Source organism: Spirosoma sp. KCTC 42546 (assembly GCF_006965485.1).
GTDB lineage: Bacteria > Bacteroidota > Bacteroidia > Cytophagales > Spirosomataceae > Spirosoma.
The window spans coordinates 8,116,777-8,134,568 of record NZ_CP041360.1 but is presented as its reverse complement, the minus strand read 5'-3'; the positions used below and the strand labels follow the sequence as shown (position 1 = coordinate 8,134,568).

The 17,792-nt window shown below is 44.8% G+C and carries 17 protein-coding genes; 12 read left to right on the top strand and 5 right to left on the bottom strand.

All coding sequences use genetic code 11. From position 1 onward, the window contains the following. Positions 1-8 precede the first annotated feature (8 nt). The 3 genes from EXU85_RS33115 to EXU85_RS33105 all read right to left on the bottom strand — a co-directional run bounded on the left by EXU85_RS33115 (position 9) and on the right by EXU85_RS33105 (position 2,247). Entirely contained in the window at positions 9-440 is a 432-nt protein-coding gene (locus EXU85_RS33115; protein ID WP_142776174.1) for a hypothetical protein, read from the bottom strand. A gap of 146 nt (positions 441-586) precedes the next feature. After that, positions 587-1,612, bottom strand: a complete 1,026-nt coding sequence (thiL, locus tag EXU85_RS33110) for a thiamine-phosphate kinase (protein ID WP_142776173.1) — start codon at positions 1,610-1,612, stop codon at positions 587-589. Between the two features lie 188 nt (positions 1,613-1,800). After that, the gene (locus tag EXU85_RS33105; RefSeq protein WP_142776172.1) at positions 1,801-2,247 is read right to left on the bottom strand and encodes a hypothetical protein; all 447 of its coding nucleotides are present in this window, start codon (positions 2,245-2,247) and stop codon (positions 1,801-1,803) included. A 104-nt stretch (positions 2,248-2,351) separates the two neighbouring features. Here EXU85_RS33105 and EXU85_RS33100 point away from each other — a divergent pair, with 104 nt between their 5' ends. From EXU85_RS33100 to EXU85_RS33090, 3 genes are all read left to right on the top strand, one after another. Beyond that, a complete protein-coding gene (locus EXU85_RS33100; RefSeq protein ID WP_142776171.1) occupies positions 2,352-2,600 on the top strand; it encodes a cytochrome b5 domain-containing protein in 249 nt (82 codons plus the stop codon). A 20-nt stretch (positions 2,601-2,620) separates the two neighbouring features. Further along, positions 2,621-3,472, top strand: coding sequence for an N-acetylglucosamine kinase (locus tag EXU85_RS33095; RefSeq protein WP_142776170.1), 852 nt, complete (start codon positions 2,621-2,623; stop codon positions 3,470-3,472). 114 nt (positions 3,473-3,586) lie between these two features. Then, positions 3,587-4,657 carry a ferredoxin--NADP reductase gene (locus tag EXU85_RS33090; RefSeq protein ID WP_142776169.1) on the top strand — a complete coding sequence of 357 codons (1,071 nt, stop codon included), beginning with the start codon at positions 3,587-3,589 and terminating at the stop codon, positions 4,655-4,657. A gap of 98 nt (positions 4,658-4,755) precedes the next feature. Here EXU85_RS33090 and EXU85_RS33085 read toward each other — a convergent pair whose 3' ends face one another. Beyond that, positions 4,756-7,008, bottom strand: a complete 2,253-nt coding sequence (locus EXU85_RS33085; RefSeq protein ID WP_142776168.1) for a M56 family metallopeptidase — start codon at positions 7,006-7,008, stop codon at positions 4,756-4,758. 132 nt (positions 7,009-7,140) lie between these two features. After that, entirely contained in the window at positions 7,141-7,521 is a 381-nt protein-coding gene (locus EXU85_RS33080; protein ID WP_142776167.1) for a BlaI/MecI/CopY family transcriptional regulator, read from the bottom strand. A gap of 234 nt (positions 7,522-7,755) precedes the next feature. Here EXU85_RS33080 and EXU85_RS33075 point away from each other — a divergent pair, with 234 nt between their 5' ends. The 9 genes from EXU85_RS33075 (at position 7,756) to EXU85_RS33035 (ending at position 17,754) form a co-directional block, all read left to right on the top strand. Further along, positions 7,756-9,501 carry a M3 family oligoendopeptidase gene (locus EXU85_RS33075; protein WP_142776166.1) on the top strand — a complete coding sequence of 582 codons (1,746 nt, stop codon included), beginning with the start codon at positions 7,756-7,758 and terminating at the stop codon, positions 9,499-9,501. 105 nt (positions 9,502-9,606) lie between these two features. Further along, positions 9,607-9,885, top strand: coding sequence for a hypothetical protein (locus tag EXU85_RS33070; RefSeq protein WP_142776165.1), 279 nt, complete (start codon positions 9,607-9,609; stop codon positions 9,883-9,885). 284 nt (positions 9,886-10,169) lie between these two features. Then, complete coding sequence (locus EXU85_RS33065; protein ID WP_142776164.1) at positions 10,170-10,895, top strand: LamG domain-containing protein; 726 nt, start codon at positions 10,170-10,172, stop codon at positions 10,893-10,895. Positions 10,896-11,092: 197 nt separating this feature from the next. Next, positions 11,093-12,715, top strand: coding sequence for a hypothetical protein (locus tag EXU85_RS33060; RefSeq protein ID WP_142776163.1), 1,623 nt, complete (start codon positions 11,093-11,095; stop codon positions 12,713-12,715). Positions 12,716-12,853: 138 nt separating this feature from the next. Continuing rightward, complete coding sequence (locus EXU85_RS33055; protein ID WP_142776162.1) at positions 12,854-13,921, top strand: NAD-dependent epimerase/dehydratase family protein; 1,068 nt, start codon at positions 12,854-12,856, stop codon at positions 13,919-13,921. A 119-nt stretch (positions 13,922-14,040) separates the two neighbouring features. Further along, positions 14,041-15,003 (top strand): hypothetical protein, encoded by a 963-nt coding sequence (locus tag EXU85_RS33050; RefSeq protein WP_142776926.1) that lies wholly within the window; start codon positions 14,041-14,043, stop codon positions 15,001-15,003. 72 nt (positions 15,004-15,075) lie between these two features. Continuing rightward, positions 15,076-15,888, top strand: a complete 813-nt coding sequence (locus tag EXU85_RS33045) for a hypothetical protein (RefSeq protein ID WP_142776161.1) — start codon at positions 15,076-15,078, stop codon at positions 15,886-15,888. 83 nt (positions 15,889-15,971) lie between these two features. Next, on the top strand, positions 15,972-16,928 hold the full coding sequence (locus EXU85_RS33040; protein ID WP_142776160.1) for a glycosyltransferase family 2 protein: 957 nt from the start codon (positions 15,972-15,974) through the stop codon (positions 16,926-16,928). A 55-nt stretch (positions 16,929-16,983) separates the two neighbouring features. After that, a complete protein-coding gene (locus EXU85_RS33035; protein ID WP_142776159.1) occupies positions 16,984-17,754 on the top strand; it encodes a glycosyltransferase family 2 protein in 771 nt (256 codons plus the stop codon). Positions 17,755-17,792: the final 38 nt, after the last annotated feature.

Genomic DNA, 17,792 nt, shown 5'->3' with positions numbered 1-17,792 from the left:
CCACTACCTTATTGCTTAGCCGCGGTGAAGCTTACGGTTGTATTGTTAAACGGATAGTTCGTTACTGTTAACAGGGCTGTAGTCCAACTGCCCACTTTAGTTGTACCGCTGTATAAGTCAATAGCGTTTCCCGACTGTTGCAGCGTGATCGTTTTCGTCTCCGAAAAAGTTGAACTCCCTGATGTGCTCGCTGTTGCATAAGAAAGCGTTAGGTCTACTGTATCCAGCGCCACCCCATTTCGAACCATGATGACCGTACCATTCACAACCGTAATGGGTTGACTGTTTCCAGTAATTGTAATGGTCGTTACCGCATATCGACCAGAAACCCGGGAGGCCATATCGGGGTCTGGTACAGTCTCTGTTTTTTTGCATCCAGCTAGTAAGCAGATAATCAACACGAGAAGCCAACTAGTCAGGAATGTTACGTTTAAGCGCATAGGAATAGGAAATAAAACTAAAGCCGGGCAACGGCTTTAGCGAAAAGCTTATGATTAATATCCTGTTTATACGTTTTTATCTTTCCGACACCAGGAGGAATCTCAAACTTGACTAGTGTAAAGCTTGAGATTCCTCTTAACGAAGCTTATCCTTGTCGCTCCCAGCCTTGCGCCCGAATAGGCGTCTGTTGACCGGCTTTTGTTGCCAGTACAATTTTTGTTGGGTCGGCAGTAAGGTAACCTATAGCTGTGATGCGGGCGTTCGTTTCCAGTTTTTCAAACGCTTGCGGACGGACCGTAAACAATAGCTCATAGTCTTCACCTCCATTCAAGGCAGCCGTTATAGGACTGATTTTGAATTCGTCGGCAGCTAAGTGTGTCTGGTCGTCGATGGGTAGATTCTCGTCAAATACCACCGCTCCCGTTCCCGACTGATGGCAAAGGTGGAGAAGTTCTGAAGCCAGTCCATCCGAAATATCGATCATAGCCGTAGGCCGAATACCTAAGTCGCGAAGTTCATGAACCATATCGGTGCGAGCATCGGGACGAAGTTGCCGTTGAACCAGATAAGCCCGCTCTTCTGACAGATTAGGCTGCATATTTGGGTCGGCCAGGAAAACCTGCTTCTCGCGTTCTAGTAATTGCAATCCCAGATAAGCTGCTCCCAGATCGCCGGTTACACAAATAACATCGTTGGGTTGCGCTGTATTTCGGTAGGTGATCAGGTCCTTGGGTACCTTTCCCAAAACAGAGACCGAAATAATCAGGCCTGATCGTGAGGATGAGGTGTCGCCACCTACTAAATCTACGTTGTATGCTTCACAGGCGGCCCGAATCCCTTCATACAGTTCATCGACAGCCTCGACCGGAAACCGACTACTAAGTCCGACACTAATAGTTGCTTGTATCGGTAAGCCGTTCATAGCCGCAATATCCGACACGCCAAACGTCACGGCTTTGTAACCAAGATGTTTCAGTGGTACGTAAGTCAAATCAAAGTGAATGCCTTCTACGAGCATGTCGGTCGTAAGCAACCCATAATCATCGCCCCAGTCAAATACTGCGGCATCGTCGCCAATACCATAAATGGTTTCAGAGTGAGTAGGTGTAGGTGTTGCCTGCCGAATCCGTTCGATCAAGCCGATTTCACCAAGCGTATTTAAATCAGTCATTAATCTGGTTATTAGTGGAGTGGTGTGTTGGTGGAGTTAGTGCAATGGTGGAGTTAGTGAGTGTAGTGGTGAAACAACTCGTTCTTACTACACTCACTTCACTACTGCACCTGCTCCACTAGCCCACAAAAAAGCCGTTCCGATTGACATACGGAACGGCTTTTTTTACGAATTGGTTTGCGGAAATCTTAGGGATTTGTCAGCGTGTACACGTTTGTGGTGTTGCCGGTTTTCTGGCTGGCTGTTGTCCGGGTAAGCTTCAAATTGTTATCATCAATGGAGTTAATCGTAAATGTGATTGTTCCATTGTCGCCGGTTGGCGAAGGGTTCAGGTTCGTCAGTTTTAGGGTATTATCGTCGGGTAGAGAATACTGTCCGGTGAATGTATTACCGTCATACTCAGTATATTTAACCGTTGGTGCAGCGCTCAAATCAAGTTTGAAACTGGTATAGTTTCGAATGTTGCTGGTGCCTCCTTTCGTATAAACAGTTGAGCTGTTTTCATCCACTTTGCTAGCTGTCCAGACTTTGGCGATACGTTCCGAAACAGGAGGAACCTTATTGCCATTGCAGCCCATTAACAGGCTAAATAAAGCTAAAGCTGAAAGGAAAGCGGTAAAATGAGTCTTTCTCATAGTTAATCAAATACAAGGTAATCAGAGTGGCTAAAGTTACGCTAATTTTGTTGGCACTCGCAAAATTAATGCCTAATAATTCATTTGTTTGAGTTTACGGACGTATGCCGCCAACCCCTACTTCTTTGCCGTCTTTCACTCGCTCACAGTTAGCTTTACGCAATGGACAGGATCGGGACGACATCTGGTGTGCCTATGAGGGCACTATTTACGATCTGTCGGCATCACGACTATGGCGCAATGGTAAACATTATGAACACTGGGCCGGGCAGGACCTTACCGACGAACTAGCCGATGCGCCCCATACAAACGCCGTTTTCAACCGTTTCCCGGTAATTGGGAAATTGGTATAAGTCAACGTTACCCATAAACCATGAACACCCTTATTGCTGATAGCGGCTCCACGAAAACCGACTGGCGTCTTGTTGACGACAACGGAATCGTCCATGCTATTCAAACGGATGGATTCAATCCATATTATCAAACAGCCGCTCAAATGGCGACTACACTACAGAATCAACTGATTCCACACCTGAAAGAGGCCCTGGTTACAAAGGTTTTTTTCTACGGAACGGGCTGTACTGGCCCCGCGGTGAATCATATTGTTGCTGATGCGCTACAGGACGTGCTACCTGGTTTGCAGCTTGTTGAGGTGAATAGTGATATGCTGGGAGCCGCTCGGGGCGCGATGGGCCATGAGGCTGGAATAGCGTGTATTCTCGGCACAGGGTCAAATGCCTGCTGTTATGATGGTAATCAGTTAACCCGAGGTATACAGTCGTTGGGCTTTTGGCTCGGCGATGAGGGGAGTGGTGGGTATCTGGGCAAAACGCTCGTCCGGGATTTTTTTCAGGAGCGCTTACCAACTGATCTCCGTGAGGCTTTCCAGACCCGCTACGCACTTGATCGGCCAACGCTGCTGGAAAATGCCTATCAAAAACCGTTTCCTAACCGCTATTTCGCTTCGTTCACGCCCTTTTTATCTGATCACCTCACTCACCCTTATATAACTGATTTGGTAACAGAAGCCTTTGCCCTATTTCTGACAACCTATGTCAAACGGTTTCCCGAAGCGGGTTTCTGGCCGGTTCATTTTGTGGGTTCAATTGCCTATTATTTCGCTCAGCCATTACAACAGGCTGTAAAACAAACAGGCTTAACAATAGGTAGTATCCTGAAAGCTCCTGCTGAACAGTTAGTTCAGTTTCATCAATCGCCCGCTTGATGTACCTTTGTGGGAAAATTTTAACACAGAGGAACGGAGAAAAACATAAAGGTCAAGGAGTATTCCTGCTATTCTCCGTTCCTCTGTGTTTGAAGTACAACAACCTGAATAGTAATGGCAAATCGGTATTTTTTGAAAGTAAAAGACATCGTTCGGGAAACGCCCGATGCGGTGACGATAAGTTTCTGGCACCCCATCAACGAGGAAATTCGCTATCAGCCTGGTCAGTTTCTGACCTTTTTACTCAATATCAACGGACAGAAAATTCGGCGTTCTTATTCAATGGCCTCATCGCCCCATGTCGATGTGTCCTTATCGGTATCTGTAAAACGCGTGCCGGGCGGACTGGCATCCAATTATCTCTGCGATCGTATCCGACCCGGCGACATACTGGAAACCCTGGAGCCTATGGGCACCTTCGTACCGAAGCTCGATCCACAGAATCGACGAACCATTATTTTGATTGGAGCAGGTAGCGGCATTACGCCTTTGTTCTCGATGGCCAAGTCGGTGATGCACGTTGAACCCAACAGCCGGATTTGGCTTATTTACGGTAACCGGAATCAGGAGTCTATCATTTATAAAGCGCATCTGGATGCAATGGAGCAGGGGTATGGCCGTTCACGTTTCCAGGTGACACATATCCTGAGCCAGCCCACATACGGCTGGACAGGGCCTGAAGGGCGCCTGAATCAGCACACGCTAACCAAATTGCTGGATCAGTTACCGGCTTCCGAACGCCAGAATGCTAGCTTTTACCTATGCGGACCCGATGGCATGATGGCCGAAGTTCGATCTGCATTGGCTCTAGTTGGTATTTCGACGGAGCACGTTCACAAAGAAAGTTATGCAACCGCGCCGGTTATGGCGGGTGATGTGGTGGAGGAACCCCTCACAGCTGCTGACAGTGGTACACCCGAAGTCACAGTCCTGTATGAAGGCAGCGAGTATAAATTTGCCGTTGCCCCCCATCAGACTATCCTGGAAGCGGCATTGGACCTCGATATTGACTTGCCGTATTCCTGTCAGGCGGGCATGTGTACGGCCTGCCTAGGCCGTTGCACCTCGGGTAAGGTAAAACTGGACGAAGAGGATGGTCTGTCTGAATCGGAACTGAAAGCAGGTTATGTATTAACCTGTGTAGCTCATCCCGTTGGGCCAAATGTGGTTATTGAGATAGAATAATGTAGTACCGGGCGTCCCGCCGGGGTATTGAAGACGCAAGTATAGCACATCGCTACTACCTCACTCTTTCACACCTCGGCGGGACGTCCGGTACTACCTTACTCCGGTTTCTCTGCTTTCGGAGCCACGGCGGGTTTTGGCCCTGACCGAGGAGCGGTTGCTCGGGCAGGGGGTGTAGGGGCGATGGCAGGAGCCGACTGGATACGTCCTGTGCCGCGTGTGGGTGCTGCCGGAGCTACGTTAATACTTGGATAAGCTGGAGCCACTGGTGCTGGCGCTACCATAGGACTAGGTGTGCGCATACGCATAGCACGTGGAGGGCGAGGGGCACGTATTGAGCCCGACCGGCGCATATCAACATTAACATCCATGTCCATATCGGATAAGTCTACAGATAGTCGAGATAAACGTTCTCCGTGCCGCTCCATTTCTTCTGATAAGCGTTCCATTTGTTCATTCAATTGCTGGGATTCGCGCTCTAATTTTTCCAGGGGTTTTCGCGCTTCCATCAGTTTAGCCTGTGTAGCTTCCAGTTGCTTATTGGCTTCTTCAATGCTAGCTTCCTGTTTTTTAATTTCGGGTTCCAGAGCCGCTACCTGTTTCTCTAGTTCATCCAGGTTCTGCTTTTGTTTTCCATCCTGATACATCACCCGCCGTTGTTTTTCGATCAGGGCATTTCGAAGCTCCATCAGTTTTTGTTTTCGCCATTCCACAATCTGCTGGCTTCGTTCTGATTCTTCAATTGGAAACTGCATTTTCTCCATCTGAAGATGTAGCGCCTGAAGTTGCCGTGATCGCTCAGCCATAATCTGGCTCAGGCTATCGAGCTGCCGTTGCTGGAAAGCTCGCTGTGGGGCTAACGTATCGTGGATGGATTTAGCTGTAGGAATCGAAGCAAAGGCATCATTAATAATACTATTGTAGTCAACTTTGGCCAGTCCTTCCACCGTTCCATCCGGGCTAAGAGGAACATTGTTCAAGGCCGATGCTACAATAGAGCTATAGTCAATATGCGATAACCCTTCGGCTAATGAATTCATACCTCCATCAAACGCCTGGTTTTTTTCGATGATCGTTAACAGAATGTCACGATCCGTTTGCTGAACGGTATCGAGGGAGAGTTGGCCAGCCATAACCTGATTAAGCTGGCGTTGCAATTTCGCGACACGGGCAGCGGGTAATTTCTGCCCTTTCCAGACAACATAGCCAATCTTCTGGCCGTCTACCATACCATATTCTGAATTGCTATCTACCTTATGTCGGCGGGTCGAATGGGCTGGCTTAGGTTGTTTGGCCTCTGCCTTTGGCTGATCGTGTTTTTGTATAGCATAGACAGACACACTCATCAGCATAATAGTAGCGAATGTCAATCCGGCCAGACTGGTGTTCGAGACGAAGGGGCGGGTTGGTACACCCAATACCCGGCGTACCCGGTGTAGCAAGTGCTGCCGTTTTGATGCAAAAGCCATGGCCAGAGCGGGAGTTTGCTCCACTTGTATAAGCCGCAGTTCTTCTACTCGGGCAAGCGCTTGGGCTAGTATGCGACCGTCGCCCCCACAGGCCTGAACCGCCAGATCGTCGCAGCAATGTTCGCGCTCTTCACGAACCCGCGCTGATAACCACCACAAGGCCGGATGAAAGAAATAAAGCACCTCAACGACCGATTGCAACAGATTGACAGCATAATCGTGCCGTTTTATGTGCGCTAATTCGTGCGCTAAGACAGCTTCTATTTCACGAAGGGATAAGCTCGTTGCCAAGCCAATTGGTAGTAGTAAAACAGGCTTGAGGATACCTACGACCATTGGTACGGCAATACGTGCCGATTCACGAACCTGCACAACTGACTGGATGTTCAATACCGAACGAAGTTGGTTGGTCAGGATTCCCCAGTTTGTTGTAGCGGGCTTTGTAGCCGTTTTACTGAGCCGTTGCAGATACAGCCAGCCACCTGCTAGCCGAAGACCGAACAAGGCCACTCCAATCAGGTAGATCAGAACAAACTGGCTCAGGTGATTTTCCAGAAATAACTGCGTTTGCTGGTGCCAGGGTAAGGTTTGGGTCACGGTCTGCCATCGAACCAGTTTCGCATAATGAATAGTGGTGGGGACTATAGGCGGATTAACCACCGCTGGCTCGTAATACCAGACGAATGTAGCGCCTGATGCCAGCAACTGGGTTAGTAAGGTAAATACACTTACCCGATAGCGCAGCGTACTCGATTGATTCCGAAGGAAATGCAGAATCACCGCAACGGGTAGAACCAATGCAAAACCCTGCCAAAATGCGTGAAGCAGCGTCCAGCCCAATGCATCCACCACCGGATTCGACAGAAAATGGAAAGCGTTCATGAGTTATAGGAAATCGTTAAGTGTGAGTAAAATCAGTTTGTTAGTTTACAAAATCAGACTAATAACAAGCCTTCAGATCAGAGGATAGTGACAAGGGAAATCGCAAACGGTAGAAAAATCATGCCAATCAGCTCAATCCTGGCGGCCGGTGTCCCGGTTCAGGTCACTTAGCAGATTTTTAATTTCATCCAATTCTTCACGCGAGGCTTTGTGCTGACCCAGTATCTGCATCACTAACTTTGAGGCCGACCCCCGAAAAGCCGTTTCAACAAAGCGATCTACTAAATTTCGCTGAGTATCTTCCTCACTTACCGCTGCGGTGTAGGTATGAGAACGAGCATCCTCCTGGCGGGAAAGCAACCCTTTTTCATACATGATCTGCATAAGTTTCAGTGCGGTTGTATAGCCTATATCCCGGCTTTGGCTCAATGCATCGTGTACCTGACGTACCGTGCTGGGGCCATTGGTCCAGAGTACATGCAGGATTTCCAGTTCGGAGTCGGTTGGTTTCATAATTGATCTACGAATAATTTCGTAACAAACATATACGAACCGTTTCGTAGTTGCAAGTTTATGAACAAAAAAGTTTTACAATGGCTTATTTATCATTGATTCTTGTGGATTCTGTTTGGTCTATGTTTCTTTGACCGTACGGGTGACAGGCTCTATATACACTACATACAAATCGCATTCAAAGAGAGTAGGTCCACAGCATCAAAAGGATCTCTAGAATTTTATTAGTTAACAATGACTACGAACGAAACACTACCTATTCCAACTCGTCCTGCCCGGCCATTTATTGGCGAGGCACTTACCCTGCAAAGCTGGGATGATGTTAAACCGCTTTTTGATAACCTGCTGGCACGACCGCTGCACAATGCCCAGGACCTGCGCCAGTGGTTAATCGATCGGAGTGAACTCGAATCGTATTTATCTGAAGATTTTGCATGGCGCTATATTCGGATGACCTGCGATACGGCTAATGAAGAACTGGTTAATAATCTCAACTTCTTTATTGCCGAGATTCAGCCACCCATGACTGCTTATGGCAATGATCTAGACTTGAAGGCAGTTGACAGCCCATTTTTGAGTGAGTTGACCGACGAAGGCTACGATATTATGGTTCGGGGTATGAAAAAAGCGATCGAAATTTTTCGTGAGGAAAACATCCCGCTTCAAACCGAATTACAGACCGAAGAGCGCAAATACGGAGCCATTGTTGGTGCTATGACTGTGACCATTGATGGTAAGGAAATGACCCTTCCCGCAGCAAGTGACCGTTTGCAATCGACAGATCGGGCTGTGCGCGAGGAAGCGTGGCGTAAAATCTGGGAACGACGTTATCAGGATCATGAAGCCCTTGACCAACTGTTTGATCGGTTACGCACGCTCCGGCATCAGATAGCGGTCAATGCCGGATTTGCTAATTTTCGGGACTATTCGTTTGCGGCTTTAGGCCGGTTCGATTACACGCCCCAGGATTGCTTCAATTTCCATGAATCAGTAGCCGAAGCTGTTGTACCATTATTGAATGATCTGGCCAGCGACCGAGAACAGAAGCTTTCTCGGTCCGACGCTTCGGTAGATCCATTGCGGCCCTGGGATGCAAAGGTTGATGTGGAAGGTCGGCCCCCGTTAAAGCCATTCGCAACGGGTGATGAACTGCTGGAAAAAGCTATTGCCTGTTTCGATCGACTTGATAAGGAATTAGGGGATGACCTGCGCATTATGCGGGCCATGGGTCACCTTGATCTGGAGTCGCGGAAAGGCAAAGCGCCTGGTGGTTATAATTACCCGCTCGAGGAAATTGGTGTGCCATTTATTTTCATGAATGCTACTTCCAGTTTGCGCGATTTAGTGACGATGGTTCATGAGGGTGGCCACGCCGTTCATTCGTTTCTAACGCGTGAACTGCCTCTAAAAGCGTTCCGAAACCCGCCTATGGAGGTAGCTGAGCTGGCCTCTATGAGTATGGAATTGCTGTCAATGGATCACTGGGACGTATTTTTCGATAACCCTGACGAGCTACGCCGAGCCAAATTGCAGCATCTGGAATCTATTATCGAAACGCTCCCCTGGGTAGCAACAATTGATAAATTTCAGCACTGGATTTACGAAAACCCAACGCATACCGATGCGGAGCGACGTGAAAACTGGCTGCGGATTTACAATCAGTTTGCCGATACGGTAACAAGTTGGGATGGATTCGCTTTTTATCAGGAGTACATTTGGCAGCGGCAGCTTCACTTATACGAGGTGCCTTTCTATTATATCGAATACGGAATTGCCCAATTGGGTGCCATTGGTGTGTGGCGGAACTACCGACGTGACCCTGCTGCTGGGCTGGCGGGTTATAAAAAAGCACTGAGTCTGGGCTACAAGGCCCCCATTCGTGAAATATATGCAGCCGCCAATGTTCCATTCGATTTTTCCCGTGACTATATACGGGAATTGATGCAGTTTGTGGGAGATGAAATCAGGAAATTAGGCTAACTGAGGTACTTGTATACGGATGTGAGCGAAAAAAACTGACGACTAACTACGATTGACAAGGGACTGTTTCTTATTTTTGTCGAATTAATTCGTAATCAAGTGGCTATGAAACGCGTACTCAATATAAGTTTGTTGGCTGTAGTAGTAGTATCGATGGCATCGTGCGACTATCAAAAGTATAACTCCGTCCGTCAGGCAGATTATCGGGCAGAAGATTTTCGCTCCGATTACCGGGCTGGGGACCCCGAAGTATATGGAACAGGTAAAGATTCGGCAGCCGTTCAATCAAAATATACGTACACGCCTAATCCTGAGCTAGAGGCAAGGACTCAAAAAATTCGCGAGAAGCTATTCGGTGCTGGTTCTATTGCACAAGGTAATTAGGCTTTATCTAATAAATAGTAATAACTAACATTTTGTTAGTTATTACTTGAAATTTCATTTTTCAATCTTGACGGTCGGCAATTTCTTAAGTTGATAATTCCTGATCGTCAAGATTGAAATTTTTTATGCCAAGTTTACAATAAATAGCCTATCTGTTGATTGTAGTTACTTGCATGCCAAGCCAATTATTTTTGTGAGTTCTTAATGCACCTGTTGTTATGGCTGTGTTACACTTAACACTTTATGCATAAAGATTACCGGCAGCCATTATCTTTAATACTATTATGAAAAATACAATTTACTTATCTATTTTTTTATGCGCTTGGCTTTTCTTATGTGCTTGTTCACTTATTAAAGACCATCAATTCCCTCCTGTAACAACATGTTCTCCTGTGAGCGGTGTAGTCGGTTGTTACAGTTTTTCCGAAGGGGGCAAGGATGGTAGTGGTAATAATAATACAGCTCAGATAATAGAAGCCAAACCAGCTTCAGATCGCTTCAACAATCCTAATTCAGCTTATCAATTTAATGGTATTAATACCGTAATTTATGTTGATAATATAGATTATGGCTCAACTATTACAATGGCTTGCTGGGTTAAGGCTGATAATTTGAATCAGGACGCTGTCATAATGTATTATGGTGATCCCAAGCATAACGGCTTTGGTCTGGAAATGAGTAATGGGCTATGTAATAAGGGTAATAAAGTTTCAATATTACTTGGTGGTGTTAATTGCGATTTAGCGAACTCATCAGAATATATAACGGATACTAACTGGCATCATTTAGTATTGGTTAAGAAAGATAAATCGTTCAGCTTATTTGTTGACGGGGCTCAGAAATTAACCGTTAGCGGTACGAATAATGAACCTACTAAACGTCTTAATATAGGTGCCCATTTATTCCTTGCAGAAAATAATGGCTATTTTTCAGGAAAAATTGATGAAGTTCAATTGTATAATCGTGCACTTACAGTAGACGAAGTTTTGCAAGTATTCTTAGCTCATTAAAACTTCAGTTTTAACTTTAAATTATCATAGATTTCCATGATAAAGCGCGAAACAGCTGCAGATATCATTGTAACTTTATCTGCCAATTTTTTGCAAATAAATACTGGCGAATCAACAGATTTTAGTGTTGAATTCGTATTTAACTTTAAAATGTTATACCTAGTTAATAAATGATTGCTTAATGTATAATATCTTCTATGCCTGTACCCACTTATTTGAACCCTATTAAATTTACAATTAATAACTTTATTGTTTTTGTCCTAATATTAATTCCTATATTTTTATTTTATAGTTTATTTTTTCATTTTTTGACAAATATTCCTTATATAGATGACTTTTCATGGTACTTTAATTTTATAAATAAATTTGATAGTGCAAACGCTTTCCAGGATAAGCTACATACCTTTCTGGATCCGTATAATAATCATCGTCATTATTTTCAGCGGCTTCTAATCATCCCATTTGTTTACTTAACAGGACAAATAAATATCTCTTTTTTTATCATAATAGGTAATATTTCCTTTATCGCTTTTCTTTCTACTATTATACGAAAAACCAATTTAATTGGTAGTGCTGTATTAGTTTGGCTCGCTTTTCAGCCTATTTCGTTTATGAATTATTATACCTTTGCTTTTTTTAATTTACCCGTATTTCTATTTTCATTACTCTGTATTCGATTAATGGTTCAGCAAGGGACCTTAAGATGGATTATACTGTTAGGTCTTCTGGCCACCTTCTCCAATGGAAATGGACTACTGGTCTGGCTACTGGGGATACTTATTTCACTTGTACAGAAAGATGGTAAACGATTGATTGTTTACGGCGCAACGCTTTCTTTATTAATACTAGTTTACTCCCTACAAGGTGGCCAGGCAGATTCTCCGCGTGTTATCGATGTGGAATTTATCAGCCATGCTCTTCTCTACTTCATTCAAATTCATGCTTATTTTGTCAATTGGCCAGATTATGCCTTGCCCTGGATACCACTACTTATTGGGACCGGACTTTTATTAATAGTAGGTTATTTAGTGATAAAAAATAAGCCATTTTACTATAAGTCTGAAAAATCATATTTATTAGTTTACCTGCTATTCCTTTCGTTATCGATGGCCTTAATTAGCTTTTTAAGGTCTTCAGTTAATGGGCTAAATGCGAATGTAATCGATCACTACAAAATTTATCCCTGCCTTTTTTTAGGTATTCTAATCTATTATTGTACAGAACAAAAAAGTTTAACAACTTTCTGGAAATATTCTTTTGTGGCTATAAGTATTTTGATCACACTGGTAAATTATACGATTTATATTCCCCGAATGTATACCCATTTTACTAACCAGGTAGCTGATGCATTGAACTACCATTCAACAAAAAAGTGGCTTTTTTATCCAGTGATACAGGGCAAAAAGGAGTATGAGTTTGTTAATACTGTATCTAACGCTGTAATTAAAAAAGGGTATTATTCGGAGATTGAACCAAGTATTACCGAAACTAATACTCGCTACGAAGCCAATGCTGATTCTACTAAGTCAGGTCTAATTTTACGTGCAGAAAATTTGACTTATTCTCCATTTTCCGAACATGTATTCTTCGTTGTAAACTGTGGAAGCTACCAATATCATTTCCCCGTACTGTCTGATCGTTCCTGGAAAGATATACTACGGTTTAGGTTTCAACAGACGAGTATTAACGCAGTTATTGACTGGAATGCACTAAATGAACCTTGCCTGAGCCACTTTGATAAAATTCGATTTGCACGCCTAAAAAATGGCTCTTTAACCTATTATCCTTTATCAGTTGTCGCTAAAAGCCTTACTAAGTAGTACATAACCTATTACCGTTGGCTATTTTGTGCGCTAGGTTTTTAGGGGAAATTATAATCTTTCGGGTTTATTGAGCTACTTTTACCGAGATAAATAGTATTTTTCATTGATTCCTTCTTAAGAAATCACCATAAAATCATGAAAATTGCATTAGTTACGGGTTCTGCTGGTTTAATTGGCAGTGAAGCCGTTGCCTTTTTTGCTGACAAATTTGATCTCGTTGTTGGGATTGATAATAATATGCGGCAGTACTTCTTTGGAGCTGATGGCTCAACGGAATGGAACCGTAATCGTCTGGCTGACGCCTATTCTAATTACCAACACCGTACCGCTGATATCCGGGAGGTTCCTCAGTTGGAAGTGATCTTCAAGGAATTTGGTGCGGATATTAAGCTGGTTTTACATACAGCAGCACAACCAAGCCACGACTGGGCTGCCCGTGAGCCGTTTACAGATTTTGGGGTGAATGCCGTTGGTACCCTCAATATGCTTGAAATGACTCGCCTACACTGCCCCGAAGCAGTCTTTATATTTACCTCTACTAACAAAGTGTACGGTGATAATCCTAACTTCCTGCCGTTGATTGAAACAGAAACGCGCTGGGAAATCGATCAGAACCACCCGTACTTCGAGAATGGTATTGATGAGTTCATGAGCCTTGATCATACCAAACACTCTGTTTTCGGTGCTTCGAAAGTGGCGGCTGATATTATGGTGCAGGAGTATGGTCGTTATTTCGGGATGAACACCGGTGTGTTCCGGGGTGGTTGCCTAACAGGACCGAATCACTCGGGAGCCCAGTTGCATGGATTCCTCTCGTACCTGATGAAATGTGCTATTACGGGAAATCAATACACCATTTTTGGCTATAAAGGCAAGCAGGTTCGCGACAATATCCACAGCTGGGATTTAGTGAACATGTTCTGGCATTTCTATCAGAACCCACGCCCAGGTGAAGTGTACAATGCGGGCGGTGGCCGGTATGCCAACTGCTCGATGCTCGAAGCAATTGCCCTTTGCGAAGAAATTTCGGGTAATAAAATGAATTATCAGTACTCAGAAACGAACCGGAGTGGCGACCATATCTGGTACATTTCTGACCTCAGTAAATTCAAACAACATTATCCTGGTTGGCACTGGACGTTCGATCTGAAAGAAACGATGAGCCAGATTCATGATAGCATGGCCGCCCGCCTGGCTTTGTAAACTAATTGACCGTTCAAGAAGTGCAATAAGACAGGTTGATTAGCAACGATTTAATTTTGTTGACTTGTAAGGTAATCGGCCTGCTTTATTAACATTGTAAGCAATACCTGAATTTAATGATCTGGCAAAAAGAAGGACTGATTTATAAACCCGATGGCTCGCAGCCATTTAGCCGAACCCACGCTCAGGTTCCGTTTGGATATCCCATGAAGGATAAGGTGCGGGTTTATTTCTCTACACGCGATGAAAACGTCTCATCGGCGGTATCGTTTGTTGAACTGAATCCCGATAATCTTTCCGAAGTCGTCTATGTACATGACAAACCCTGCTTAACAAAAGGGGCCGTTGGCATGTTTGACGAAACAGGAACAATGCCTTCCTGGTTTTTGCCAGTACGGTCCGCCGATGCGGGTGACGAAATCTGGTTATACTATACCGGCTGGAATAAGAGTGAAACGGCTAGTTATCGGCTTGGAATTGGTCTGGCCATTAGTCGGGATGGTGGGTTGACGTTTGAGCGTAAGTTTACCGGCCCTTTACTTGACCGCTATATGTTCGATCAGGTTTGGGTAGCTCAGCCCTGTGTCATGCGTGAGGAGCAGGCCGATGGCTCAATTCGGTGGAGGATGTGGTACCTGTCCTGCACCAAAATTGAAGTGATAAACGGTCATCCGGAGCCATTTTATGACGTAAAGTATGCTGAATCAACCGATGGTATTCATTGGGAGCGAACAGGGCATGTTTGTGTAGGTTACGATGAGTTTACCGATGCTATTGGTCGGCCTACGGTTTATAAGGACGGGAATTTGTACAAAATGTATTTTTCCTACCGGAACGCAACCAACTACCGTACCGACGTGCAGCGTAGTTACAGGATTGGGTATGCCGAGTCAACAGATGGTATTAACTGGGTAAGGAAAGATGAATTGGCAGGCATAGAGCGCTCGGCTGATGGTTGGGATTCAATGATGATGGACTATTGCCACATTTTTTCTCATCAAAATCAGTGGGTAATGTTTTACAATGGAAATGGCTTCGGCGCATCTGGATTCGGCTATGCAACGCAACCCAAAACTGACTAAAATCAGGCTAGTGGAATTTGCATTTTATATAGACAGCATCCTACTTTGTACCAAATCAGTAAGCGAATAACCATGAAAGAAGTAGCAAAATACCTTATAAAAGTTGACGCTCAATTCAAGGATGGCCAGATCGTGCCCGAGATTCCGTATGAAGAGGTAATGCGGTTAGTCAACGAACCAAATATTGTTATTATCAAAACCGGTATTCCAGAAGAGACACTCCGTGGTGTGATTGAAGCCACTCACGCCTGGGCATCTAAAACCCCTCTGGCCGAAGCTCCCGATCCATTCGATAATAACCAGCATAAGCAACGGTTGCACATTGCCAAGATTCAGCAGGCCCCGCAACTGTTTCATGATCACACCTTCGATGCTATCCTTGACCTTGAAGAGCCAACGCAACAGACGTTGATGGGCGTTTTTACACCCATGCGTCAGTTCTGGAATAACCTGACCGGAAATAATGAAGAATATGGTATCCGTAAGGGACAGCCTTATTTCCATCCACAGGTAACACATTATCCATTAGGCGGCAGTTTCTTCGGTCGGCACTGGCACCCACTTAATCCACAAAAAGTAGGCACTATTCTGGCATTAAATCAATACGGGAAAGACTACAATTCAGGTGGTACAGGCTATGTGATCAACGACCATATTGTTGAGACAGAGGGCTTTCAGGACATTGGTGATTTGATTTTATTCCGCTACGACTTACCGCATTGGGTTAGTCCATCCAGCTTTGCTGACCGGTTTAGTTGGGACGATCCCGCAGGACGTTGGGTAGCCATTTTGCCATTTTACGATCCCTGGGCCAAACCTGCTGAAAAAGATGAACCTCAGGGTTGGAAAGCCCATATCCAAACGGCTAAAGAAGTAACCGTATAGGAAGTGAATAGATGAGAGTAAGACGTGAGAAACCGTAAGGAGTTTCCTTACATCTCACGTCTTACTCTTTATTATAAAACGTTATGCCAAAAGTTAGCGTCCTGATTATCACCTACAATCAGAAGAATTTCATCCGCGAGGCTATTGATAGTGTTCTGGCGCAGAAAACGACCTTCCCTATTGAAATATTAGTCGGAGATGATTTTTCGAGTGATGGTACACGGGAGATTATTCAGGAATATGAACGTCAATATCCCGGCCTGGTTATTGGCGTTTTGCATCCGCATAATATGGGTAAAAATGGGGGGATTAACTTTCTGGAGACCCTGAAGCTTGCTAAAGGCGACTATTACGCCTTAATTGATGGGGACGACTACTTGACCGATCCACTAAAGCTTCAGAAACAGGCCGATCAACTGGATGCCCATCCCGACTATTCAATGTCATTTCATAATGCATTGATCACCTATGAGGATGGTAGCCCTTCTCATGTACTCAATGGGAACGATATGAAGCCGTTTTATACGGTTGATGATCTGATTGGCGAGGATGAAATCTGGTTTATGGCTACCTCGAGTACCATGTATCGGAATAGTATTAAGGAGTACCCCTCCTGGTTTCGGGAGTCGTCGAGTGGCGATATTCCGCGATTGATCCTGAAAGCCAAACTTGGTAAGATTGGTTATATCCCCGATGTTATGTCGGTATATCGGAAAAATCGGGCAGGTGCCAGTTTTCATGATAATTACCGGAACGAAACATTTCTGCGTAACCGCATCCAAATGTACAGCGATATCAATCGAGAACTTGACTATCGGTACGATGCAATTCTTCGCCGGAATATGGCTCGCTATTACCGGATGATGCTTGATGCCAAACAATATGAAGGTAGCTATTTCCGACGCGCTCGACTAGCTTTCAAGTATCTGTATATGGCAAAACCCGGCTGGGATAAAGCAAAAGACGTGATTAGAGACTATATTGTGCCAGGACCGCTGGCTAAACTCTACAGTACAATCCGCCTATTGCCTTATCGGTAGCCAATGCGGGATGAATTTAACCCCAATTGCGGCTTTATCCCGCACATGACTAGTTATGAAATTAAGCGTTGTTATCCCTGCTTATAACGAAGAGGAGTCGCTGCCACCAACACTGCGCATTCTCTATCAAACATTGGCCAAGCACGGAGTTCCTCACGAAATCTGCGTTACAAACGATAATTCGAAAGATGGTACACTAAAGGTACTGGAACAATTAGCTGCCACTGAGATTCCGACGTTGGTCTATTATACGAACCCAGGCCCGAACGGATTTGGATACGCTGTACGCTATGGCCTGGAACGTTTTTCGGGCGATTGTGTGGCTGTGTTTATGGCAGACCTATCTGACGATCCAGAAGATTTAGTGAAATTTTACCACAAAATGCTGGAAACCGATGTCGATGCGGTGTTCGGTTCACGCTGGGGGAAAGATGGGAAAGTAATTGACTACCCTGAGCTGAAAAAATTTATCAACCGGGTTGCCAACTTCATTGTTCGGATCGTGATGGGAATTAAATACAATGATACGACCAATGCATTCAAGCTTTACAAACGCGAAACGATTGAAGGTATTAAACCGTTTCTGGCACCCCACTTCAATCTAACAGTCGAATTACCACTTAAGGCTATTGTACGGGGGTATTCCTACGCAGTAGTGCCCAATAGCTGGACAAACCGGAAATACGGCGAGTCGAAGCTGAAGATTAAGGAAATGGGTAGTCGGTACTTCTTTATTCTGATGTACTGTCTGATCGAAAAATATTTCTCTCAGGGGGATTTCCGCAAAAAGTCAGCCACAGCGCCACCTCAGTCGGTAAGCCGGTGAGGTCGTGAACTTGGTGAAGTAAGTGAAAGTGAGTGGAG